Below are 20450 nucleotides of genomic sequence, written 5' to 3' on the forward strand. Positions count from 1 at the left end.
CGACGACGAACCCGGACCGTGTGCCATCGATGGTCAGGCGATACTCCTACCGCCCGGAGCGCGGCATCCGTACGACCGCCGTCCCTGCAGTCAGGTCAACCGTCGTCCTGTTCGGCGGGGCCCCGTCATCCTCGTTGTCCGGCATGACCAGTGACGACTGCCGCTCCTTCAGTTCGTTCTGCTTGCCCGGGGAAAGGCTCGCATGCAATTGTTCGAATCCGGTCGCTGATATCTGCCCCTGGCGTGCGCTGTTCCGCCACGGCAGCACTCCGGCCCGCCCCGCGCGCAGCAGCAGCTGGTCAACGAAGGCCAGCAGGGTCAGCACGATGACCAGCCCGGGCAGGGTCATGAAGAAGACGAATTGCATGTCCCCAGTATCCGAGCCGAACCTGCGGACAGTCACCCCTGCAATTGGGCACGCACAAGGTTCCTTGTCGCAGGAGCCGTACCGTGCCGCAGGCACACCCTAGAGCGACCGAAGGGCGTAGCCGAGGTCAGGGCCGTAGTTGCCCCAGCACTGGATATCACCGGTGTCGGATACAAGGTCGCCGAGATACCAGTCGCCGTTGTCGGCCCGCACCGCGCAGAGCCCCTTCAAGTTGATCGCGCAGTCGGCTTGGAGAGGTTCGCCGTGCAGGGTGACGGTGCCGAGGGTGGTGAGAAGCTCGGCTTGTGGACAGCCGGTGACGCGCTGAATATCGGACATGGTCCACGGCTCGGGGAGGCGCTCGTCCCGGGGCTCGGTGGCGGGGAGTAGTTCCACCACGGCGTAGCCGAGGCGCGGCCGGATCCACTCACCGTCGCGTTCTGTGCCGAGTACTCCGCCGAGGAAGGCCATCTCGAAGGTGCCGGTGGGCGTCTCCCAGCGGAACGAGACGCGGGAGATGTGCGAGGGGAAGTCCTCCTCGTCGGTGGTGCCCGGGCCGAACGACTGCTTGGGAGACGGTCCGTCGTCGGTGTATCGGTGGGCGAAGAAAGCGGTGATCCAGCCGGTGACCCTGTCGCCGCCGGACGCCGACTCCCACTTGTAGAGCGAACGCCAGAACTCCTGGTCGATACCCCACCCGGAGGCCGTCGCGCTGATCGAGTCCAGCACCGGGTGCAAGGCGGCGAACCACGGCCGCAGGCCTTCGAACCATCCTTCCAGCTCCCGCACCCGGGCTGCCAGCAGGCGCCAGTCTCGGTCCGTGCCCTCCAGTCGGATCCGGGGGATGCCGCAGAGCGAGGTCCATCGGAAGCGGTAGTACGGGCTGACCACGTCCATCAGCGCCACGAGCACGGCCGTGGCGTCGGTGGGGGTGGTGGTCGAGAAGGCGGGCTGGAAGAGGTCGGCTACATCATCGCCGATGCGGGCACGCAGGGGCTGTTGGACCAGGTTGATCGAGCGCTCCCAATCCAGCGGGGCCAGGTCGTCGCGGACGGCGATGGTCTGCTGGTGCATCGGCGTTTCGGTGAAGAGCCCCGCGTAGGTGCCGGAGTTCAGGCGGACGTGGACGGCTACCTCGTGCACGACGACGTACCAGAGCAGGTCGGGTGAGAGGCTCAGTGGCAGGTGAGCCGTGAAGCACAGGTGAACGGCGCGCAGCAGGAGGCTGGAGGTGGGCTCAGCACTCTCCGAAGCGCCGGTGGACCAGCCGACGAGGCGATCGGTGCTGCGGTGGTGGAAGCGCGCCTGGTCGCGGAGCACAGCCTGCAGGAAGCGCTCGTTGCCGAGTTCGGTGAGCTCGGAAGCGAGCCAAGCGGCCTCGGCGTCTTCAGCAAGCGGAAGGTCTATCTCGAAAGCCATTCGTATCCCCCAGAAGCCGTGATCGGCCTTGATCGTAAGAGACCGATGAGACCCTCGGTTCTGTGCCACCGCTTGCGTGACAAGGTCGGAACTTCGGCTCGGACGATTTCGCGATGCCCCTGGAGTGCGGCGCCCCATCATGCAGTAGATCGGGCGGCCAGCGGCAACTGCGGGGCGGGGGAGGTGTCGGTTTACGGCGGGCTCCGTTCGGTGGTATCGCGTGACGTTGCGTGCGGTGGCGCGTTGGTGCTGTATGAGCAGAGGTCGCAGGTTGCGGGATCTGCCAGGGGCGCCGGCGTTCGAGCAGTTGAGGGCTGAGCCGGCACGTACCGCTGGGTCGGTGGCCGGGACAAGGCCGCCGCAGCGGAAGGCGTGCGAGGGGCGTGTGGCACGGCGAGTGCGGAGCCGGATGACGGCCGCGGCGAGACGGTGCAGACCGGTTCCACCCGAGGTCACTCGCCCGCCTTCTTGAGCGGCCGGCGGCGGCGTACGTCGCGGCATTGGGCAATCGAGGGCCCGGCCTCGTGTGCGGGGGTGGGCGGCGCCTCGTGCGCGGAGGCGGGCGGCTGAAAGGGCGGCTGGAAGCGTGTCGACAGCCAAGCCGACGAGGATGACCGCGTCGTTCCTGGTTGCTGCGGCGTCCTGCCGGCGGTCAGCCACGGCAGGCATGCGGGCGCTGGCGAGCAAGTCACCGGGGAAGTCGCACCAGGCCTCGCACACGTCATGTCCGGCGCGGCGGGTGGGCGACCGTCAGTGGCGCCATGAGCTGGACAAGGCTCAGGGCCCGCCCGGTCGGAAACGTTGTTTTGCTGCCGGTACACCGTCACGCCATTCGCGCATATTGTAGCGATATGCGTGTTGCTCGGTGCGGCTGGTGTGATGCGCCACTGCCCGATCAGGCCGGCTCCAGGCGGCGGTACTGCCGCCCGGCGCACCGGCAGGCGGCTTGGCGGGCGCGGCGCCGATGGGCCGCTGCGGCCACGGCGCGTCAGGCGATGGTGCTCGCCGACGCGGAGCTGCTGGCTCGAGCTGAAGCGGTGTTGCACGAGGCGAACGATCTGTCCCAGGGGCAAGCCGCTGTGGCGGGTCACAGTGCCGCGGTGTCCCAGGTCTTCGCACTGGCCGAACAGTTGGTGCAGCATGCCGTGCTGGCCGATCGGCAGGCCGGGGCGAGCTGGGCGCGGATCGGCGCCCGCCTGGGGATCACCGGTGCGGCGGCCAGGCGCCGCTTCGGACGGATCACGCGGGCCGGGTCGGATCGTGCCGCGCAGTCTGACCACACCAACCCTGAACGGCTGTCTGCACTGCTGCTGGCGGCGGTGCGGGAGGCAGGCGCCTCCTCGAGTGCTCTATACCTGCTGCCGCCGGGCCGTCAGGCGCTGCGGCTGGCCGTGGTGACCGGAGGGAAGACCGCGGCGCTGTGGGAGCGGGTGGCGCCGGCGGACGGCGGTCCGGTAGCCGACGCGCTACGTGAACAACACATCGTGTGGATCGCCAGTCACGCACAGCTGGCCCGGCGCTACCCGCGGATCGCGCTCGCGCTGCCCTATCCGGTGGCGATGGCTGCCGCCCCGATCACGACCGGCGCCACCACCTGGGGCGTGCTGGCGCTGCTGTGGCCCGACACGCACCCGCCCCGGCTGAGCGCCAACGAGCGCGACGTGGTCACCACCACCTGCGAGCGGATGGCTGAGTTCCTTGAACAGGCCGCTGTGGGCGGACACCCGGTCCTGCCCCAAGAGCAGCCACACGTGCCGGCCCCGCCGCGGACCCGGACACCCGATCCACTCCAGGCACTGGCCGCCGTGGAATTCGTGGACCGCCTCAAGGAGGGATGCCTGGGGCTGGACTTGGAGGGCCGGATCACTTTCATCGGTGCCGCCGCTTGCGACGTGCTCGGCAGCAGCGCGCCAGATCTGCTCGGAACACCGCTGTGTGAGGCGCTGCCATGGCTGGACGAGCCGGTCTTCCAAGATCACTACCGTGCCGCGGTGATCAGCCGCAAGCCCGCTTCCTTCACGGCCCGGCTCCCATCGGACGGTTGGCTGGACTTCCAGCTCTACCCCGATGCCTCCGGCACCAGCGTCCGCATCGTCCCCGCCGGCAAAACCGGCACGGCGGACCGCCCCAGCGGCGGCATGCAGACCACCCCCAGGCCGACGCGAGCACACGCGCTGTATGACCTGATGCACCTGGCCGCCACGCTCACCCAGGCCGTCAGCGTGCGGGACGTGGTCGAGCTGGCGGCCGACCAGATCATGCCCGCCTTCGACGCCCAGGGCTTCGTCCTGTCCGTCGCCGACGGCGGCCGGCTGCAGATCGTCGGCTCCCGCGGATACCGGCCCGAGGTCCTCCGCCCCTTCGACGGACCGCCGCTCACGGACCGATCAGCACCCACCGTGCACGCCCTGACCGACGGGGTTCCCCTCTTTTTCCCCTCACCGCAGGAAATGGAGCAGTTCCACCCCGACATCCCGCGGCTGACGAAGAGGTCGGCCTGGGCATTCCTGCCGCTGATCGTCTCCGGCCGCCCGGTCGGCTGCTGGGTGCTCTCCTTCGACCGGCCCCGCTGCTTCACCCCCGACGAGCGTGCCGTCCTGACCTCTCTCGCCGGACTCATCGCCCAGGCCCTCGACCGTGCCCGCCTGTACGATGCCAAACACCAGCTCGCCCACGACCTGCAGACAGGGCTGCTTCCCGGCACCCTGCCCACTGTGCCCGGACTGGAGATCGCCGCCCGCTATCTGCCCGCCGCCCACGGCATGGACGTCGGCGGTGACTTCTACGACCTCATCCGCCTGGGCGACACCAGCGTCGCCGCCGCCATCGGCGACGTCCAGGGCCACAACGTGAATGCCGCCGCCCTGATGGGACAAATCCGCACCGCCGTGCACGCCACCGCCGGCGCACCTCCCGGCGAAGTCCTCGCCCGCACCAACCGCCTGCTCACGGACTTCGACCCCGGACTCTTCGCCAGCTGCCTGTACGTGCACCTCGACCTTGCCCACCACCGCGCCCAGCTGGCCACCGCCGGCCACCCACCGGCGCTGGTGCGTCATCCCGACGGACACACCGAGATCGTCAGGCTGTCGCCCGGGCTCCTGCTCGGCATCGACCCCGCTGCCGACTACCAGGCCGGCGAGATCGTCCTGCCCCCCGATGCCCTGCTCGCCCTGTACACCGACGGCCTCATCGAGACACCCGGTGTCGATCTCGACGACGCCACAGCCGGGCTCGCCGACCATCTCACACGAGCGGGGGACCAGCCCCTTGACGCCCTCGCCGACACTCTCATCGGCCGCACTTCACACACCGATCCCCGCAGCGACGACATCGCCCTGCTCCTCCTTCACCGACAACCGTCAGCCATGCTCCGGATCGGAGGCTGACACCGTGCCCGGTCCGCCGTCGGGGAAAGAGGCTGCCGGTGGTGCGGTGGACGCTCGCCCATGCTCAAGTTGCACCGGCCTCCGATCAGCCGTCGGTGACGGAACAGGCCGTCGAGGAAGGCTGTCGCTGCCGGCTGGCGGCTGCGGGCTGGCGGCTGCGGGCGGCGACCGGTCGAAAATGTCGTGCAGATAGGGGAAGAGGTGGCGCAGGTGGGCACGGGCATGGCGGAGCCATTCGGCATCGGAGGTGAAGCCGAATATGGCCTGCATTATGGCGAGGGTGACCAGTTCGGCATCGCTCAGGCGGGGCGTAATGCCGACCGGCGGGCGCGACGGCGCCAGGTAGGGATGCTCTTTCAGCATGTCGTCGGTCGTCGCATAGAGTGCTGTTGCGAGGGTGTCCACGTCGTTCGCCATAAGACGATCTTGGACACCCTCGTTCTCGTCTCCGCAGGCACTCCTTGGACCACACCACCAGGAGGAACCAGTGTCATACCCGCGCCCGCTCACCCCCGATGAGAAACTCGCCGACGCGAAGAAGCAGCTGAGCCTCCCGCGTATCGTCGTGATCTGCGGCTCCACCCGTTTCATGACCGAGATGACCGAGGCCGATCTGCGGGAGACCAAAGCCGGAAAGATTGTCGTCAAGCCGGGTTGCGACATGAAGTCGCCGCACGAACTTTGGTCCGATCCTGTCGAGGCCGTGGCGCTGAAGGTTCGACTCGACGATCTGCACCGAGCGAAGATCCGGCTCGCTGATGAGGTGCTCGTAGTCGGCGACTACATCGGAGACAGCACCCGAGCCGAAATCGCCTACGCCCGGTCGCTGGGCAAGCCCGTGCGGTTCACGCACCCTGAAGTCGACCCCGACGCCTGACCGCCCACCCTCACACCCTCCGCAGGCACCCCTTGGAATTGATCATCTAAGGGCTGTCCTACCTTCACGACGTGGGTCTGATCTGGTCACTCGTACGATCGGAGGGCCCGGGGGCTCCGGGTATGGCTGTAAAGGCTGAGCCGCTGGATGGCTTACGGGACTTGGCCGCCCGGAGCCCCGCGACGACTCGACCGCCAATTGGGAGACGCGACTCGATCGCTGCTGTAGGACAACGCCGGCGAGGTCGTCTGCGGGATCGATGTACGACGAGCTGGCGGAGGTGGCCGTGCCAGAGATCTGGGCCGGGGTGGACATCGGCAAGACGCATCACCACGCCGTGGTGATCGACGCGGAGGGCGAGCGGCTGCTGTCTCGCCGGATCCAGAACGACGAGACTGAGCTGCTGGCGCTGATCGGCGATGTGCTGGCGATATCCAACGACGTCTTGTGGGCAGTCGATCTCAATCACGGCGGTGCTGCATTGCTGATCGGGCTGCTCACCGTCCACGGTCAGCCCGTCGCCTATCTCACCGGCCTGGCAGTGCACCGGGCCTCCGCCACCTACCGCGGTGAGGAAAGACGGACGCGAAGGACGCATTCGTCATCGCGGACCAGGCCCGCATCCGCTGGGACCTGGGGCTGCTGCGGCCCGGCGACGAGATTGCCACCGACCTGCGCACCCTTACCACCCGACGACTGGATCTTGTCTTCGACCGCACCCGGCAGATCAACCGTCTCCGGGCCCAACTGCTGGACATCTTCCCTGCGTTGGAGCGCTCGTTGGACCTGACCAACAAGGGTCCGGTGGTGCTTCTGACCGGCTACCAGACTCCGGCCGCGATCCGCCGCACAGGCGTGAAGCGGATCGAGGCCTGGCTGAGAAACCGCAAGGTCAAGAGCGCCGCCGCGCTCGCGCGCACCTGCGTGGAAGCCGCGCAGGCCCAGCAGACTGCGCTGCCCGGTGAGCGATTGGCCGCAGCGATGGTTGTCCGCCTCGCGAAGGGGGTGATGGCCCTCGAGGAGGAGATCGCCGAGCTTGACGATCTCATCGAGGCGAGGTTTCGCGAGCATCCGCACGCCGAGGTGATCCGCAGCCTGCCCGGCATGGGTGCCAGACTCGGCGCCGAGTTCATCGCCGCAACGGGGGGCGACCTGGACGCCTTCGGAAGCGCCGACCGCCTGGCCGGCTTCGCCGGCCTAGCCCCGCAGCCCCGTGACTCCGGCCGCGTCAGCGGCAATCTGCGCAGGCCACGCCGCTATCACCGCGGTCTGCTGCGGACCATGTACTTGTCGGCGCCGGCCAGTCTCAAGTCCTGCCCCGCCTCCAAGGCGTACTACCAACGAAAGCGGAGCGAAGGGAAGGGGCACAAACAAGCTCTCCTTGCCCTCGCCCGCCGACGCGTCAACGTCCTGTGGGCGATGATCCGTGACAGAGCGTGCTATCACGCTTCGCAACCCGTCGCGGCAGCTGCTTGACATCAGCATTGGGAAGTCCCGTAATCGCTGGTCATGCGTCGCCCAACGCCCTCATGCTGGCTTGGGAGCACCAGGGTCGTTCTGGGTATCGATGCGCAAGTCCCGGATGTACCAGTCGAGCCGTGTCCCGTCCTCGCCGTGTGTGTGCTTGCCGGGTGTGAATCCGGCCCGGCGGGCGACTGAGGCTGATGTGGCGTTCTCCGGTTCTACTCGGATCACGGCCTCCTTCCCACCCTCACTTGCGGCGTATCGGGAGACCAGGAGGACCGCGCGGGTGGCCAGGCCGCGCCCTCTCCAGGACGGGTAGAGGCCGTAGGCGACGTTCACCTGGCCGGGAGACAAGCCCTCTGCTGTGAACCGCAGGTCGATCGTCCCGGCGAGCGTCTCGTCGGTGCCCACCCGGATACCGAAAGCGCGGAGCGGGCCGGATGTGTCCCACTGCTCCTGGCAGTGCCGTATGTAGGCTTCGACGCCCTCGCGTGTGCCGGGACCGCCACTGAGCCAGCGAACCAGCGGCTCATCCTCCCCCGCGAGGTGCGCCTCCGCATCGTCCAGGCGCAGCGGGGACAGAGCGATGATCCCGTCGGACAACTTCACTTCATGCATCCGGTGATTCTTGACGCCTGAACTGCGCTGCGCCATCGGATTCCGAGGGACATCGCGCATCGCCCCCATCTCAAAGAGATGATCTTGGGATAGCTGGTGTGATCACGGCGTCCGAGCCTTCCTGGATAGCCCCGTTCACTGGGCTGAGCCCGCGTCAGTGCAACAAGCTGATCCACCCGGGCCACCCGCGACCTCACCTCCGCCCTTGAACGGCTCGGCGCCGACCGCCAGGTCGAAGAGGCCCACCCACGGCGCCGACCCGCTCCGCCTGTCCTTCGTCTTCGGCATCGATGAGAAGACGGCCATCCGCTACGCGGCGTCGGTACGCGTGCTTCTGGGTGAGACTGTCGAGCAGTCATCGCGGCGAAACTCGCTCGCCCTGGTTACCTCCTTGAAGAGACCCTATGGGCATGGAGTTCCTCTGCTACCACCGCGACCGGCCCGGCTCCCTGCCGCTGCGCGACGAGCTAGTGGAAGATCATTGGTCCTACATGGACCGGTACGCGAAGGAGATGATCGCCCGGGGCCCCACCCTCGCCGCCGACGGCGACACACCCACCGGAAGCGTGCACATCGTCGACCTGCCCGATCCCGCCGCTGCCCGCGCTTTCGCCTTCGACGAGCCGAACTACCAGGCCGGCGCCTACCGGGACGTACTGCTGCGACGGTGGCGCAACACGCTGAGGCGCACGATGTGGGACTTCCCCGGCGGCCGGACCGGCGGCAACCGGTATCTGGTGCTCGGCCTCGGCACAGGGCAGGCCGCCGACCTCGCGGTGCCGCCCGACCGGGACGAGCTGATCGCCTACGGGCCGCTACTGTCCGACGACGGCACCACCTGGCTGGGCACGGCGGTGTTGCTCCGGGCGCCGGACCCGGAGACGGCACGCGCCATCCTGACCCCGGACCGGTACGCCGACATCGAGGTGCACAACTGGCAGTTCGGCGGGCGCCCCTCATGACGGAGGACGTCAGGCCGACGTCACCGCGGAAGTCCGTCGTATTGCTCGGCATCCCCTTGTTTCACCCGAACCCGCGGATGGATCGGCCTGAGGCATACTGGCGGACCCCTGGGTTCCGCTGAACAACTTTCAGTTTCCCCGAGGCCAGGGATCAGGGGAGAGCCTTTCGGTGTGCCGATCTCGCGCCGGTGGGCGGCCGGCAACCTGGCGAGGAACTCCACGGTGTGGCGTGGGACGTCGGGCGCGGCAGCATAGGCGACCAACGTGAAGCCTCTGGTTCGAGCGGACATGATCTTGAAAGACCAGTCCTACCAGGGGCTTCACGCCTGCCCGTCCTCGTGGCCCACCTGGAGATCATTTCGCTGGGGGAGCCTCAGTGGGTAAGAGCCGCGCTGGGCTCAGCCCCAGGTCTTGCCGGCCGGTTCCTTGATGGTGCGGTTGATCCGGTTGAAGAAGTTGGTCAGCGCGATCTCCAGGTTGATCGCGCCGATCTGCTCCTCGGTGAAGTGGGCGTTGACCTCTTCCCAGATCTCGTCCGTGACACCTGGCGCACCATCCTGCAGCCGGGTGGCGGCCTCGGTCAGCGCCAGAGCCGCGCGCTCCGCATCGGTGTAGAACGGCGCCTCGCGCCACGCTGCGACATTGTGCAGCCGCTCGTCGGTGTCACCGGCCTTCTTCCCCCCGGAGACACCAGCGTAGACGCACGCCGAGCAGCTGTTGATCTGGCTGGCGCGCAGGTGGACCAGCGCGAGCAGCTTCGAGTCGACGCCCCCGGCGGCGATCGCCTTGTGGAGGTGCTCGATCGCGGTCCACACATCCGGGTTGGCCGTGTTCTTGTTCTTGAGCCGGTTCTCCATGGGGGAGTGCTCTCCTTCATCGAGTTACGTTGCGGCGCCTCTGCGCGTCATCCCTATGACGGAGCAGCTTCCAGGGAGGTAACAACATGGCCGGCACCCATCCCGCAGACCCGATCGCCGACGCCTTCGAGTGCCACCGTGACCGGCTCCACGGCGTCGCCCACCGCATGCTCGGATCACATGCCGACGCGGAAGACGTGGTCCAAGAGGCGTGGCTGCGTCTGTCCCGCCAGGACGCCGACACCATCGACAACCTCGGCGGCTGGCTGACCACCGTGGTCGGCCGCATCAGCCTCGATTACCTGCGGTCGAGCCGTATCCGCCCGGAAGTCTCCTTCGACGACCAGCTGCCCGAATTCACCGTGACGCTCGACGACGCACCTGCTCCGGAGGAGCTCGTGGCGCTCGGGGACTCCGTCGGCCTCGCGCTCCTCACGGTCCTCGACTCGCTTCGCCCTGACGAACGACTGGCGTTCGTGCTGCACGACGTGTTCGCCGTGGCCTTCGGCGAGATCGGCACCATTCTCGGCAAGTCCGCCGACGCGACCAAAATGCTGGCCAGCCGCGCCCGCAGGAAAGTACAAGCCGCCCAGCAGCCGGCAAGCGCCGGACGACAACAACGCGCGGTGGTCCAAGCCTTCCTGGCCGCGGCCCGCGACGGCCGATTCGAGCAGCTGCTGCAGGTCCTCCACCCCGAAGTGAAGTTCACCGTCCACACCCCGAACGGCGCGTTCGTGACGCTGGGAGCAACTGAAGTCGCCACCCGCGCGCGAGTGGCCGGCAGCGCAGCACGAGGACATGCGGCGACCGTCAACGGCCGCCCCGGCGTCATCTCCTGGAGCGAGGACGGCACCACGCTTTCCCTCCTGGCCTTCACTGTCGCCGACGGCCATATCACCGAGATCACCGCCGTGGTCGATCCGGCCGAACTCGCGCTCATGCACCTGCCGAACCCGGTGTGACTCCCTACTGGCGAAGGCCCGCATACTCGAAGTGGTCCACGCCGGATCCGGCAGAGACGTTGAACCTGGCCTCTGAGAAAACCTCACTCAGGGAGATGTCGGCTTGATCAACGTCAGTGGCTTCTGATGTCGCTCGGCCCATCCGCGTGTCGCCATGCGGGGTATTCGATCGGTTATGCCCTCTCCAAGCGGGTGTGCTGCGTGGAGGTCGTGTGGCATCTCGCTTCCGCCTCGGCGGTACTGCGTAATGTTGGGCTTCCGGACGGATCATGGGGGGCTTGTGAGTCTGAAGAACGCCTACTTGGAGACCGCCGCGCTGGCCGCAGCGTTGCTGGACTCACCGGAAGTGGCCGCTTCGTGGGAGAAACCCAGCGCATTGGCGCAGTGGACTGTCGGTGGTCTGGCCGGCCACCTCGCGTATCAGATTTTCAGCGTGGATCCGGCGCTGGAGGGACCCGCCTCTGAGCAGGAACCCATCCCAGTGCTGGAACACTATGCGCGAGCCGTGTGGATTGATGCGCCGCTCGACGGTGAAGTCAGCTCTGGGATTCGAGCGAAGGGCGACGGCATCTCGTCCGAAGGCGTGCGGCGCCTGGTCGAGCGGGTCCATGCCGCGCTCGACCAGCAGCGGTCCGGCCTTGAGGAGGTGCATGGCGACTGGGTGGTGTTCATGCCGCAAACGGGGTGGGCGCTGAGCCTGGACGACTTCCTCGTGACCCGACTGGTCGAGCTCGCTGTGCATATGGATGACCTGGCGGTCAGCGTGGGCCTCAGCGTGCCGAAGCTTCCCGGCGCGGCCCTCGATCCGGTAGTTGCGCTGCTGACGGGGCTTGCCATCCGGCGCCATGGCCAAGCGGCAATGCTGCGTGCCCTGACTCGCGCGGAGCGGGCACCAACTGCGATCAACGTGTTCTGAACATTGCGTCAGCTCGCATCAGCCCGTTCGGCATGGGCTCTGGGACGTGGTCCTTGCTGACAAGGCGCACTCCTCCCGCGCGATCCGCGACCATCTGCGCAAGCGCTGCATCCGCGTGGTGATTCCCGTTCCGGCGGACCAGGGCGGCCACCGGCTGCGTCTAAGCGCGGTACATGGACCGGTGTTCCGAACTCCGCACTCTTGTCGATCTCGCGGGTCAGCCTTCGGATGGACGCGGGGCGCGCCGGTGCGCTCGTTCCTTCAGCTCCTCCTCGTCGACCAGCGTGAGCATCGGCTGACCCGGCGCGCACACCATGGTCACCACGAACTTGGTCGGTGCGTCCGACAGGGCGTTGCCGTCCTGGTAGTGGATCACGTCACCGCCTGGCTCCCAGAACGTCCCACCGGCCTCGACCACACGCTCCGGCTCGCCCTCGAGCTCGAACCGGAGGGCGCCCTCCATCACGTAGCCGAACGACGGGCCCGAGTGGCGATGCGGAGGGAGCCCGGGATGACCGGGAGGCCACTCGACGAGGATGGTCATCCCCGAACCCCCTTCGGGAAAGAAGGGCGGAGTGACTTCCTGCAGCAACTTGACTTCGGGCGGCAAGGAGACCTCGTGGGCGCTTCCGTGCTCTGAGTTCTTCGCGGACATGTACCACACCTCCGTAAGCCTGCCCGGAATGGGCGATCTTGCGCCGGCCACCGCATTTCCGGACAGGTGTACCGACCCACTCGTTCGGCGGTGACCATGTTCGCCGGTACCCGGCTCACACAACTCGCTTCGCGATGAGGACAAGCCACAGCCCACATCCGTGACAGGCCCTGCGTCTCCTGCCTCGCCCAAACGGTCTCCCCACCACCCTGCCTCCCGTCGGCGGCCGCCACAATCCGGGAGCCGGCGGCATCGAGACCGCCTCGCACCATGTCATCGGCGGGCATCATTGCGATGTCGCTACGGACTCCGTCGGGTCCGACGGCCTGATCCGCGAAGAGGGCCGGCGTCTGGGCGACCGGCGGCGGCCCTCTCGGCGCCCTGGGTCGCCACCGTGGCCTGGCTGTACGTCAGCTTCGAGAACTCGAACTTCCGATTCTGGGCGTGGGCATCAGGGCCGGGTAACCCGTAGGTGTCGTCGTTCGGCCAGTTCCTCGGCGCCGACCACGGTCAGAACCGGGGTACCCGGCGGCGCGAACATGGTCACCACCAGCTGTGACTGCGCGTCCGGGAGGTTGTTGGCGCCCTGGTAATGGATCACGTCGCCCCCAGGCTCGAACAGGGCGTCACCGGCTTTGAGCACCCGGGGCGGCTGCCCCTCCAGCTCGAAGAGGATCTCGCCCTGGGTCACGTAGCCGAAGACCGGCCCGGGGTGTCGGTGCGGCGGCGCACCGGGGTCACCGGGTGGCAGGGTGACCCGGATGGTCCTGGCCTCGGCGTCGGCCGGTATCCGGGCCGCCGCTTCCGGCAGGGCAGCGATCACCTCAACGCCCGGGGGCAGGTGTGCGTGCTCGGCGCTCATGTTCTCCTCCAAACAGGGACTGTCCACAGGAAGGACAAGACGGCCTCCCCGTTTGTGACAGCCCAACGCGGCGAACGCGGAGATACAGCGGCCGTAGGATCGCAGCGGGCGGGCGTCCTCGCGCCGGAGGTACGCCCCGCCTTGGGGGCACGACGGTTGACCTGCGGAGGCATCGGCACCATGGACGAGCAACAGCAGCTCACCGACGACTCCCTCGACGAAGCGACGAACGCGTTCGAGCGATTGCGTCCCCGGCTGTTCGGTATCGCCTACCGCATCCTGGGCAGCGTGTCCGAGGCTGAGGACGTCGTGCAGGACGTGTGGCCGCGCTGGCAGGGTGCCGACCGGAGCGCGGTGCGGGATCCCGGGGCGTTCCTGGCGAAGATCACCACGCGTCTGGCGATCAACGTGGCTCAGTCGGCGCGGGTTCGCCGTGAGGCGTACGTGGGGCCGTGGCTGCCGGAGCCCGTGGACACCAGTGTGGATCCGCAGGTCGGCGCGGAGCGCGGCGAGGCGCTGGAGATGGCCGTGCTGCTGGTCCTTCAGAAGCTGAACCCCGTGGAACGGGCGGCCTACGTGCTGCGGGAGGCGTTCGGTTACGCGTACGACGAGATCGCGGGCATGCTCCAGCTGAGCCAGGCCAATACGCGGCAGATCCTCAGCCGGGCCCGTAAGCGCCTGTCCGCCGAGCGGCGGGAACCCGTCGAGGCGGCCCAGCACCGACGGCTGGTCGAGGCCTTCGTCGCCGCCGCGCAGCACGGTGACGTCGCCGCGCTCGAGAGTGTGCTGTCGGCGGACGTCGTCGCCTACGCGGACGGGAACGGCATGCGCGGTGTGGCACGGGTGGAGATCGTGGGAGCCGAGCGCGTGGCCAGGGTCAGCGCCTTCGCGAAGAAGTTCTTCCCCGGGGCTGAGTACGGCGTGGCCCAGGCGAACGGCCGACCCAGCCTGCTGCTCGTCCAGGACGGGGTCACGGTCGCTCTGGTGAGCGTCACCGCGGGACCGGACGGTATCGACACGCTGTACTGGGTCCTGGCGCCCGACAAGCTGAGGGCCTACGAGCGGTCGACTCGCAGACCCACGGGACGCCCGTAGCCGCTCTGACGACGGGGGGACCGGCCAGCTCCGCGGCAAGTGCGCGGAGACGCTCTGCGCGACTCGCCACCAGCGCCAGATCGTGACCGTCCGCAGCGAGCCGACGTGCGTAGGCCGCACCGATACCCGAGGAGGCACCGGTCACGATGGCTGTTCCCCTGGCGGGAAGGAATTCACGATGGATGGTCATGAAGTCCTCTTTGCATTCGTGATTTGACGGAGGCGTCCCTCAGGTGGACACCACCCGAGTCCAGGGCCGTCGGCGGCTACGCGACGGGGATGTTCCTGGCCTCGGCAGTGATGATCTTCAGCGCCTCGGCGATGCGGTCGCGGTGGGTGCGGTGGGACACTACGCAGACGCGCAGGGTGTAGCGGCTGTCGACGACCGTCCTGGAGAGCACGATGCGCTGGTGGCCGTTGATCCGCTTCAGCAGACGGCGACTCGCCTCATCGGCCCGCTCGGCGGCGGCCCGGCTGCCGTCGGCGGGGCGGATGCGGAATATCACGGTGGACAGGTCCGGGCGCTGCGGGACCTCCAGCTCCGCGACGCCGGACAGCGTGGCGTAAACCGCGGTGGTGTAGACGGTGCCGCCGGCGAGATCCGGTGGCCTGTTGACCAGCGGTGGCTCGATGGCGACGTTCTCCGCGACGGTCCCCGCCCGCCACAACAGGCCGAATTTCATGCCACGGCCCCTGTGCGACCGCATCGACCGGGCGATCCTGGACCACCTCCAGCGCCACGGACGCACCCCCAACGTCGACCTCGCCGAGGCCGTACGCCTGTCACCCTCGCGCCGCACCAAGGCGCTGGAGGAGGACGGGGTCCTGGCCGGCTACCGGGCCGATCTGGACCGCGAGCGCGTCGGCCTCGGGCTGACGGTGTTCCTCTCCCTCAAGGTCGAGCACTCCCGCACCACCTCCCCGGTGGTCGAAGCGGCACTGAGGGCGATCGACCACATGGTTGCCTGCTATGTGGTCTCCGACGACGCCGACTTCTTCGTCGAGCTAGCCGTGCCGGACCTACGCACCTTCGAAAAGGTGCTCACAAACCAGATCCTGGCCAACGGTCCCGTTCGCGACGCCCGCAGCACCTTCTGCATCCGCACCGTCATCGGTCGCGGCCCGCTACCGCTCACCTCCCTGGCTCGGCCCGCGTGCATGACCGGCTGGAAGATGAAGCAGCAAGCTGAGCGCCGGAGCGGCCAACTGAAGCGCCCACTGGCTGAAGCGCTCAGTCGCACCGCCATGTGACGGCTCCGTCGTGTCGGCTTGGCCAGGATATCGAACACGTGGCCTAATTAGGTGCATGGAGCATGCCCCCTTCCCCCGCGACTTGATCGAGGTCCAGGCGGACTGGCAGCGCACGTACGCGGCGCTTGCCGTGCCGCGCCCGGTGCACACCACGGCACTGCGCCGCCTGCAGATCCTGTCCGGCCGGCTGCTGTTTCACCCGTACTGGTCCGGCCCGGGCCGGATGCCGACGGCCCGGGGGGAGCTGCGCCGCCAGGCTCGTGCCCTGGAACGGCTGCCGTGACGACGCACCTGGTCTGCCTGCGGTTCAAGGCCGGCGGCCCGGCGGTCGCCGGGGAGTGGGCCGATGGGGCGACCGCTCGCCGTACCTGGCGTGACTGGTTCGGGCTGTACGGCAGCGACGAGAAGGTCGTCATCCGGCTCGCCGAGGACGGCGACGGGAGCGAGCGGGTGCTGATGGTGTGGGAGCGGGGGCGGGCCGTGGAGAGGGGATCGGACGGCGGTCACCCGTCCGGCAGCTAGTGGGTCTTCATGTCGGCCCGGCGGCATCTACGCCCGGCTCGAGGAGCTGGGCCATCGCCTCGGCCACTTCGAGGAGGAGATCCGGGCCCGGATGCCCTCGCCTGCTGAGGTCAAGACGCTCCGTCTGGCCTTTGGTGTGCCAGTCATTCACCTGCTCCGGACGGGCCGTGGAGGTCTGCGACACGGTCATGGCGGCGGACGACCACCTCCTGTCGTACCAGCTCCCGGCAACGTGATCGTAGGCCGCAGGGGTCTGCAGGGACAGTGCTCTGCGGACGGACCTGCCGCGACGCTAAGCGGTGGATGGTTCCGTGGCGTCGGAGGCGGGCGGCTCGAACATGGAGCTGATGTTGTTCCACATGAAGCCTTCCCGCCAGTCCGGCTTGTTGGCAGCCCAGCCGAGGAGCGCCTTCAGCACCTTCTCCTGCGAGACGGTCTGCGTCTGATAGTGCTCGGCGGCGGCACCATCGCGGTATTCCAGCTGGTAGGTGTTGTTATGACGCATCAGCACCTGGATGTACCAGTCGCCCTGAAGATCCTCGTCTTGCCGCTCAAGAACCAGGTGCATCCCGCGTCGCAGGTTGGCGAGCATGGTGCCAATGGCCGGCTTCGAGGGGCGCTTGACCACGTGGCTTCGGGAGTTCGTCGCAATCAGCATGGGCAGATCATGCCGGACGGGTCTGACAGTCACCTCTCTCGGCAGGCGGGCGGACGGACCATCTGCATTCGCGGACCGAGCGCTTGTAATGCTGATTCTTCGAACTCGTACACCCCAACACGCTTGCTTGCTCATATAGAGGAGTGGGCAAATTGTGTGGCCCGGCTGCTCAGCTCGTACAGCTCCATCATGGAGGTTTGCGGGCTGACCGTGGCTCCATCCCGGCTGCGGGTCCTCGCGGTCAAGGCCACCACCCGACGTGAGGTCCGTCCCGTTCCCCCCCCGCGCCGGATAATTATCCGGCCCATGTCGACCCGGTTGCGGCTCCGGCTCCGGCTCGCATCGGGGCAGGAACCGGCAGACGCCGCCGCGTCGGCCAAACGACTGCGGCACGCCGGGGGGTTCACGCCGTCTACGTCACGACGGTCAAGCCCGGTGTGGTCGAACTGCGGCTTGTCGGATTCGACGTCCTGCGGAAGGTCCGGGTGCTGCGTAAGGCCGAGGGAGGGTCCCTCAAGGTGCCGGTGGCACCGCGGGAGGATGCCACGCCCTGGCCAGCACCCGGGAGCTGATGACTCGCATGGGCCACAGCAGCTCGCGCGCTGCGCTGATCTATCAGCACATGACCAGCGACCGTGACCGGGCCATCGCCGACCGGCTCTGCGCCATGATCCGGGGCGGTGCGGGAGCAGCGTCGGGCTCCTCTGAGTGGCTGGTTCGTGAGTCTTTGAGTGGATTTGCTGTCGCCTGATGGTGTGGCGGCGGGGCGGAATCCGCCGGCCCACGGTTGTTGATCTGGTGATGTGTTCGGGTGAGTGAACGCAAGCCGTACCCGAGTGACTTATCGGACGAGCAGTGGTCGTTGATCGAGCCGGTGATCACCGCGTGGAAGGACCGGCACCGCTCGGTCAGCGGCCACCAGGGCGTCTACGACATGCGGGAGATCGTGAACGCGATCCTCTACCAGGGGCGAACCGGCTGCCAGTGGGCCTATCTCCCGCACGACCTGCCGCAGAAGAGCGCGACGTACTACTACTTCGCCGCCTGGCGGGACGACGGAACCGACCAGGTCATCCATGAACTCCTGCGCTGCCAGGTCCGTGAACGCGCCCGCCGATTAGAGGACCCGACCTTGGTGGTCCTGGACACCCAGAGTGTCCATGTGGCCGCCGGGGTCCCCGCCACCACGAGTGGCCACGATCCGGCCAAGCGGGTGCCCGGCCGCAAACGCGGCCTGGCCGTGGACGTCCTCGGCCTGGTCATCGCAGTCGTCGTCCTCGCCGCGAACACCCACGACAACGCCGCGGGCATCATCCTGCTGGACCAGGTCGCCGAGCACGCCGGCGGAACCGTCCGCAAAGCCCTGGTCGACCAGGGCTTCAAGAACCAGGTCGTCATGCATGGCGCCGGCCTGGGAATTGATGTCGAGATCGTCGCGCGCAACCCGCAGGACAAGGGGTTCGTGCCGCAGCCGAAGCGGTGGAGGGTCGAGCAGACCTACGGGATCCTGATACTGCACCGGCGCCTGGTCCGCGACTACGAGCACCGCCCTCCTCCTCCGCCTCCCGCGTCTACTGGGCGATGACCCACGTCATGACCCGACGCCTCACCGGCGCGAGCGCCCCCTCCTGGCGCGCGGCGCAGGCGGTGGCAGCGTGAACATCCGGCCCCTGCTCGATGCCCTGGACCTCCAGGAAGAAGCCGCCCGGGCCCTGGCCGACGACCTCCGCGCACAGATCGACGACCTGCAGACCCGGTTGCGGGAGGCCGAGACGCACCTGGAGCACCTCACGATCACCCGCAAGACCGTCATCGGCCTCGCCGACCGGCTCCCCGCGTCCGCGCCGGACCTGCCCGAGCACCCGGACTACCCCCGCATCCTCGCCACCTTCAACCACGCGACCGGGCCGCTACGGGCCAAGGACGTCTGCGCAGCCCTCGGCCACGAACTGCTGCCGAAGAACGTCGAAGGCACCCGCGCCAAGCTGAAACGCCTGGTCAAACTCGGGATCCTCACCGAGGCCGACACCGGCAACTTCGCCAGGAAGCAATAGCCAGCAGAACTTCCACCAGCGTCCTTGCTCCCACCTCAGCCAGAAACGGACATCGCCTTACGAACCGCCCACTGAGAAGGACCCCACAGGTCCGCAGTGGCACGCCTGTGCCACGACCCTGAAACGCCTAAGGGCCAGCCTGGGAGGAAACCCTCCTGAGCTGGCCCTTTCTTCGGTGCCCCCGGCAGGATTTGAACCTACGACACACGCTTTAGGGGAGAGGAGGGGCGCCTGGGCGGTGACTTATGGCTTCGCTGGCCGAGCTGGTCAGCCCAGGTGAAGCCGCTAGCCACCCCTCTCGACCGTGGCTGACCCCTGCATCTGGCACGGCTGTGGCACGCGGATACCTGCCTCGTGCTGACCTTCTGATCCGAAGCTCTGTAGAACTCGGTCATTGAAGGTCATACAGGTTGCCGGGAGGCTCATGAGGGCCGGTGTGGGGCGCTGCCGGTTGCTGTGGTTGCGGTACTACGCTGCTGCACAGCGCCGGTTGTCGGGTGGTCAGTCCTTCAACCTAAGCTGCGCCTATGTGGAGAGAAGCCGCTGCCGAAGCCTTGCCCGAGGTCGAGTTCCGCGCACCCGTTGACGCGACTGCTCTAGCCGAAGCGGAGCGGCGCCTTGGCCGAGGCTTGCCGGCGCAGCTGACTGCTCTGCTGATGGAGACCAACGGGATGGTCGGCGAGTACGGGACTGACGTCGTATGGACCTTGGATCGGATTGTGGAGCAGAACCTGCTGTTCTGGTCCCCCGATACGTTCTCGGGCCTGTACATGCCCTTCGATCCGCTGTTGTTCTTCGGTGACAACGGAGGGGGCAACCAGTTCGCCTTCGTGCTGACATCTGAGCGTCCGGACATCTTCGTCTGGGACCACGAGGATGACAGTCGGCTGTGGGCTGCACGCGAGCTGGCGGACTACCTGCACCGTTCCCTCGGGGGCGATGGCGACTGGTACCGGTAGCCGCCCTCTGCGTCCCTAGTTTGGAAGACCAGTGCGGCGGCCACGCCGTGACCTCGAACGGCCCCTTCGCGGGCCTACGGATCGGCACCGCCGCTCTTCTCCGTACTTCCCCGCCGCCTACCCGTCAGATGGGCACGCAGCGGGCACGTCAAACCACGCTTCCGCCGGGGATGGCGTGATGCCAGGATGCGGCCATGCGGATTGGCGTTGTGACCTCCTGGACGGCTCGTCTCTGCGCTACGGTCGGCGGCATGGCGCTCGCCCCGATCCTTCTCGTGGCCGGCGGCCCTCTCCTCCGCTGCTACTTGCGGTATGTCTACAGCGACGGAGGTCCAGGGCTTGTGGACAAGGAACGTGGCTGGGTGAACCCCGGTTGGTATGTAGTCCACAACGTGGTCGTGCGGTGCCTGATCTGGCCTTCAGAGCAAGTGATGGCCAGGCTCGACCGCCGACGACCAACATGGCATCGCCAGGACGGTTCTTGACCACCGCCGGTGGCTTCACGAACCGGCGACCATCTCGATGCGAACTACGGGCGGGGTGGATGCTGAGGTCTGCAGGGC

At 67.8% G+C, this 20450-nt stretch carries 19 protein-coding genes and 9 pseudogenes; 18 read left to right on the forward strand and 10 right to left on the reverse strand.

Going from position 1 to position 20450, the window contains the following annotated elements:
- Positions 1-46: 46 nt before the first annotated feature.
- Together N8I84_RS39600 and N8I84_RS39605 are read right to left on the reverse strand one after the other, a co-directional pair.
- Positions 47-367: a DUF6191 domain-containing protein gene (locus tag N8I84_RS39600; RefSeq protein WP_263234355.1), complete on the reverse strand. Its 321-nt coding sequence runs from the start codon at positions 365-367 to the stop codon at positions 47-49.
- Positions 368-466: 99 nt separating this feature from the next.
- Positions 467-1786 carry a DUF4419 domain-containing protein gene (locus N8I84_RS39605; RefSeq protein WP_263234356.1) on the reverse strand — a complete coding sequence of 440 codons (1320 nt, stop codon included), beginning with the start codon at positions 1784-1786 and terminating at the stop codon, positions 467-469.
- 995 nt (positions 1787-2781) lie between these two features.
- On the opposite strand from N8I84_RS39605, the gene N8I84_RS39610 reads away from it, so the two are divergent.
- A complete protein-coding gene (locus N8I84_RS39610) occupies positions 2782-5175 on the forward strand; it encodes a SpoIIE family protein phosphatase (protein WP_263234357.1) in 2394 nt (797 codons plus the stop codon).
- A gap of 186 nt (positions 5176-5361) precedes the next feature.
- On the opposite strand, the pseudogene N8I84_RS39615 reads toward N8I84_RS39610, so the two are convergent.
- A pseudogene (locus tag N8I84_RS39615) lies at positions 5362-5592 on the reverse strand (IS982 family transposase); the annotation flags it as partial.
- Between the two features lie 70 nt (positions 5593-5662).
- On the opposite strand from N8I84_RS39615, the gene N8I84_RS39620 reads away from it, so the two are divergent.
- Positions 5663-6052, forward strand: coding sequence for a hypothetical protein (locus tag N8I84_RS39620; RefSeq protein ID WP_263234358.1), 390 nt, complete (start codon positions 5663-5665; stop codon positions 6050-6052).
- A gap of 259 nt (positions 6053-6311) precedes the next feature.
- Positions 6312-7528 (forward strand): annotated as a pseudogene (locus N8I84_RS39625) (IS110 family transposase).
- A 51-nt stretch (positions 7529-7579) separates the two neighbouring features.
- Here N8I84_RS39625 and N8I84_RS39630 read toward each other — a convergent pair.
- On the reverse strand, positions 7580-8134 hold the full coding sequence (locus N8I84_RS39630; RefSeq protein ID WP_263234359.1) for a GNAT family N-acetyltransferase: 555 nt from the start codon (positions 8132-8134) through the stop codon (positions 7580-7582).
- 89 nt (positions 8135-8223) lie between these two features.
- On the opposite strand from N8I84_RS39630, the pseudogene N8I84_RS39635 reads away from it, so the two are divergent.
- Positions 8224-8307 (forward strand): annotated as a pseudogene (locus N8I84_RS39635) (IS5/IS1182 family transposase); the annotation flags it as partial.
- A 237-nt stretch (positions 8308-8544) separates the two neighbouring features.
- Complete coding sequence (locus N8I84_RS39640) at positions 8545-9096, forward strand: YciI family protein (protein ID WP_263234360.1); 552 nt, start codon at positions 8545-8547, stop codon at positions 9094-9096.
- 398 nt (positions 9097-9494) lie between these two features.
- On the opposite strand, the gene N8I84_RS39645 is transcribed toward N8I84_RS39640, so the two are convergent.
- Positions 9495-9953, reverse strand: coding sequence for a carboxymuconolactone decarboxylase family protein (locus N8I84_RS39645; protein ID WP_263234361.1), 459 nt, complete (start codon positions 9951-9953; stop codon positions 9495-9497).
- 86 nt (positions 9954-10039) lie between these two features.
- Between N8I84_RS39645 and N8I84_RS39650 the strand changes: the two genes are divergently transcribed.
- The 3 genes and pseudogenes from N8I84_RS39650 to N8I84_RS39660 all read left to right on the forward strand — a co-directional run.
- A complete protein-coding gene (locus N8I84_RS39650) occupies positions 10040-10915 on the forward strand; it encodes a sigma-70 family RNA polymerase sigma factor (protein WP_263234362.1) in 876 nt (291 codons plus the stop codon).
- Between the two features lie 280 nt (positions 10916-11195).
- Positions 11196-11831, forward strand: coding sequence for a maleylpyruvate isomerase N-terminal domain-containing protein (locus N8I84_RS39655; RefSeq protein WP_263234363.1), 636 nt, complete (start codon positions 11196-11198; stop codon positions 11829-11831).
- Between the two features lie 43 nt (positions 11832-11874).
- Positions 11875-12024 (forward strand): annotated as a pseudogene (locus N8I84_RS39660) (IS5/IS1182 family transposase); the annotation flags it as partial.
- A gap of 24 nt (positions 12025-12048) precedes the next feature.
- On the opposite strand, the gene N8I84_RS39665 reads toward N8I84_RS39660, so the two are convergent.
- Both N8I84_RS39665 and N8I84_RS39670 read right to left on the reverse strand, forming a co-directional pair.
- Positions 12049-12486, reverse strand: coding sequence for a cupin domain-containing protein (locus N8I84_RS39665; protein WP_263234364.1), 438 nt, complete (start codon positions 12484-12486; stop codon positions 12049-12051).
- A gap of 451 nt (positions 12487-12937) precedes the next feature.
- A complete protein-coding gene (locus N8I84_RS39670; RefSeq protein ID WP_263234365.1) occupies positions 12938-13348 on the reverse strand; it encodes a cupin domain-containing protein in 411 nt (136 codons plus the stop codon).
- 180 nt (positions 13349-13528) lie between these two features.
- Between N8I84_RS39670 and N8I84_RS39675 the strand changes: the two genes are divergently transcribed.
- Positions 13529-14443, forward strand: coding sequence for an RNA polymerase sigma-70 factor (locus N8I84_RS39675; RefSeq protein ID WP_263234366.1), 915 nt, complete (start codon positions 13529-13531; stop codon positions 14441-14443).
- 25 nt (positions 14444-14468) lie between these two features.
- On the opposite strand, the pseudogene N8I84_RS39680 reads toward N8I84_RS39675, so the two are convergent.
- Both N8I84_RS39680 and N8I84_RS39685 read right to left on the reverse strand, forming a co-directional pair.
- Positions 14469-14633: pseudogene (locus N8I84_RS39680) on the reverse strand (SDR family NAD(P)-dependent oxidoreductase); the annotation flags it as partial.
- Positions 14634-14709: 76 nt separating this feature from the next.
- Entirely contained in the window at positions 14710-15126 is a 417-nt protein-coding gene (locus N8I84_RS39685) for a hypothetical protein (RefSeq protein WP_263234367.1), read from the reverse strand.
- Between N8I84_RS39685 and N8I84_RS39690 the strand changes: the two genes are divergently transcribed.
- The 4 genes and pseudogenes from N8I84_RS39690 to N8I84_RS39705 form a co-directional block, all read left to right on the forward strand.
- Complete coding sequence (locus N8I84_RS39690) at positions 15125-15694, forward strand: Lrp/AsnC family transcriptional regulator (RefSeq protein WP_263234368.1); 570 nt, start codon at positions 15125-15127, stop codon at positions 15692-15694. The genes N8I84_RS39685 and N8I84_RS39690 overlap by 2 nt on opposite strands.
- Before the next feature lie 55 nt (positions 15695-15749).
- The gene (locus N8I84_RS39695; protein ID WP_263234369.1) at positions 15750-15977 is read left to right on the forward strand and encodes a hypothetical protein; all 228 of its coding nucleotides are present in this window, start codon (positions 15750-15752) and stop codon (positions 15975-15977) included.
- The gene (locus N8I84_RS39700; RefSeq protein ID WP_263234370.1) at positions 15974-16216 is read left to right on the forward strand and encodes a hypothetical protein; all 243 of its coding nucleotides are present in this window, start codon (positions 15974-15976) and stop codon (positions 16214-16216) included. Before N8I84_RS39695 ends, N8I84_RS39700 begins: the two co-directional genes overlap by 4 nt.
- A 16-nt stretch (positions 16217-16232) precedes the next feature.
- Positions 16233-16452, forward strand: a pseudogene (locus N8I84_RS39705) (UTRA domain-containing protein); the annotation flags it as partial.
- Positions 16453-16508: 56 nt separating this feature from the next.
- Here N8I84_RS39705 and N8I84_RS39710 read toward each other — a convergent pair.
- Positions 16509-16874, reverse strand: coding sequence for a hypothetical protein (locus N8I84_RS39710; protein WP_263234371.1), 366 nt, complete (start codon positions 16872-16874; stop codon positions 16509-16511).
- Between the two features lie 162 nt (positions 16875-17036).
- Between N8I84_RS39710 and N8I84_RS39715 the strand changes: the two are divergent.
- The 5 genes and pseudogenes from N8I84_RS39715 to N8I84_RS39730 all read left to right on the forward strand — a co-directional run.
- Positions 17037-17428, forward strand: a pseudogene (locus tag N8I84_RS39715) (FtsK/SpoIIIE domain-containing protein); the annotation flags it as partial.
- Positions 17428-17625: pseudogene (locus N8I84_RS42930) on the forward strand (hypothetical protein); the annotation flags it as partial. The pseudogenes N8I84_RS39715 and N8I84_RS42930, both read left to right, overlap by 1 nt.
- Before the next feature lie 60 nt (positions 17626-17685).
- A pseudogene (locus N8I84_RS39720) lies at positions 17686-18533 on the forward strand (IS5 family transposase).
- Entirely contained in the window at positions 18530-18928 is a 399-nt protein-coding gene (locus tag N8I84_RS39725) for a hypothetical protein (RefSeq protein WP_263227760.1), read from the forward strand. The pseudogene N8I84_RS39720 and the gene N8I84_RS39725 overlap by 4 nt, the downstream one beginning before the upstream one ends.
- Positions 18929-19455: 527 nt before the next feature.
- Positions 19456-19887, forward strand: a complete 432-nt coding sequence (locus N8I84_RS39730; protein ID WP_263234372.1) for an SMI1/KNR4 family protein — start codon at positions 19456-19458, stop codon at positions 19885-19887.
- Positions 19888-20450 lie beyond the last annotated feature (563 nt).

This window comes from Streptomyces cynarae (genome assembly GCF_025642135.1).
GTDB lineage: Bacteria > Actinomycetota > Actinomycetes > Streptomycetales > Streptomycetaceae > Streptomyces > Streptomyces cynarae.

Coding starts and splice junctions, on each gene's coding strand:
- N8I84_RS39600 (WP_263234355.1), bottom strand. CDS start 367: ATGCAATTCGTCTTCTTCATGACCCTGCCCGGGCTGGTCATCGTGCTG.
- N8I84_RS39605 (WP_263234356.1), bottom strand. CDS start 1,786: ATGGCTTTCGAGATAGACCTTCCGCTTGCTGAAGACGCCGAGGCCGCT.
- N8I84_RS39610 (WP_263234357.1), top strand. CDS start 2,782: ATGGTGCTCGCCGACGCGGAGCTGCTGGCTCGAGCTGAAGCGGTGTTG.
- N8I84_RS39630 (WP_263234359.1), bottom strand. CDS start 8,134: ATGCATGAAGTGAAGTTGTCCGACGGGATCATCGCTCTGTCCCCGCTG.
- N8I84_RS39640 (WP_263234360.1), top strand. CDS start 8,545: ATGGAGTTCCTCTGCTACCACCGCGACCGGCCCGGCTCCCTGCCGCTG.
- N8I84_RS39645 (WP_263234361.1), bottom strand. CDS start 9,953: ATGGAGAACCGGCTCAAGAACAAGAACACGGCCAACCCGGATGTGTGG.
- N8I84_RS39650 (WP_263234362.1), top strand. CDS start 10,040: ATGGCCGGCACCCATCCCGCAGACCCGATCGCCGACGCCTTCGAGTGC.
- N8I84_RS39665 (WP_263234364.1), bottom strand. CDS start 12,486: ATGTCCGCGAAGAACTCAGAGCACGGAAGCGCCCACGAGGTCTCCTTG.
- N8I84_RS39670 (WP_263234365.1), bottom strand. CDS start 13,348: ATGAGCGCCGAGCACGCACACCTGCCCCCGGGCGTTGAGGTGATCGCT.
- N8I84_RS39675 (WP_263234366.1), top strand. CDS start 13,529: ATGGACGAGCAACAGCAGCTCACCGACGACTCCCTCGACGAAGCGACG.
- N8I84_RS39690 (WP_263234368.1), top strand. CDS start 15,125: ATGCCACGGCCCCTGTGCGACCGCATCGACCGGGCGATCCTGGACCAC.
- N8I84_RS39685 (WP_263234367.1), bottom strand. CDS start 15,126: ATGAAATTCGGCCTGTTGTGGCGGGCGGGGACCGTCGCGGAGAACGTC.
- N8I84_RS39695 (WP_263234369.1), top strand. CDS start 15,750: ATGGAGCATGCCCCCTTCCCCCGCGACTTGATCGAGGTCCAGGCGGAC.
- N8I84_RS39710 (WP_263234371.1), bottom strand. CDS start 16,874: ATGCTGATTGCGACGAACTCCCGAAGCCACGTGGTCAAGCGCCCCTCG.
- N8I84_RS39730 (WP_263234372.1), top strand. CDS start 19,456: ATGTGGAGAGAAGCCGCTGCCGAAGCCTTGCCCGAGGTCGAGTTCCGC.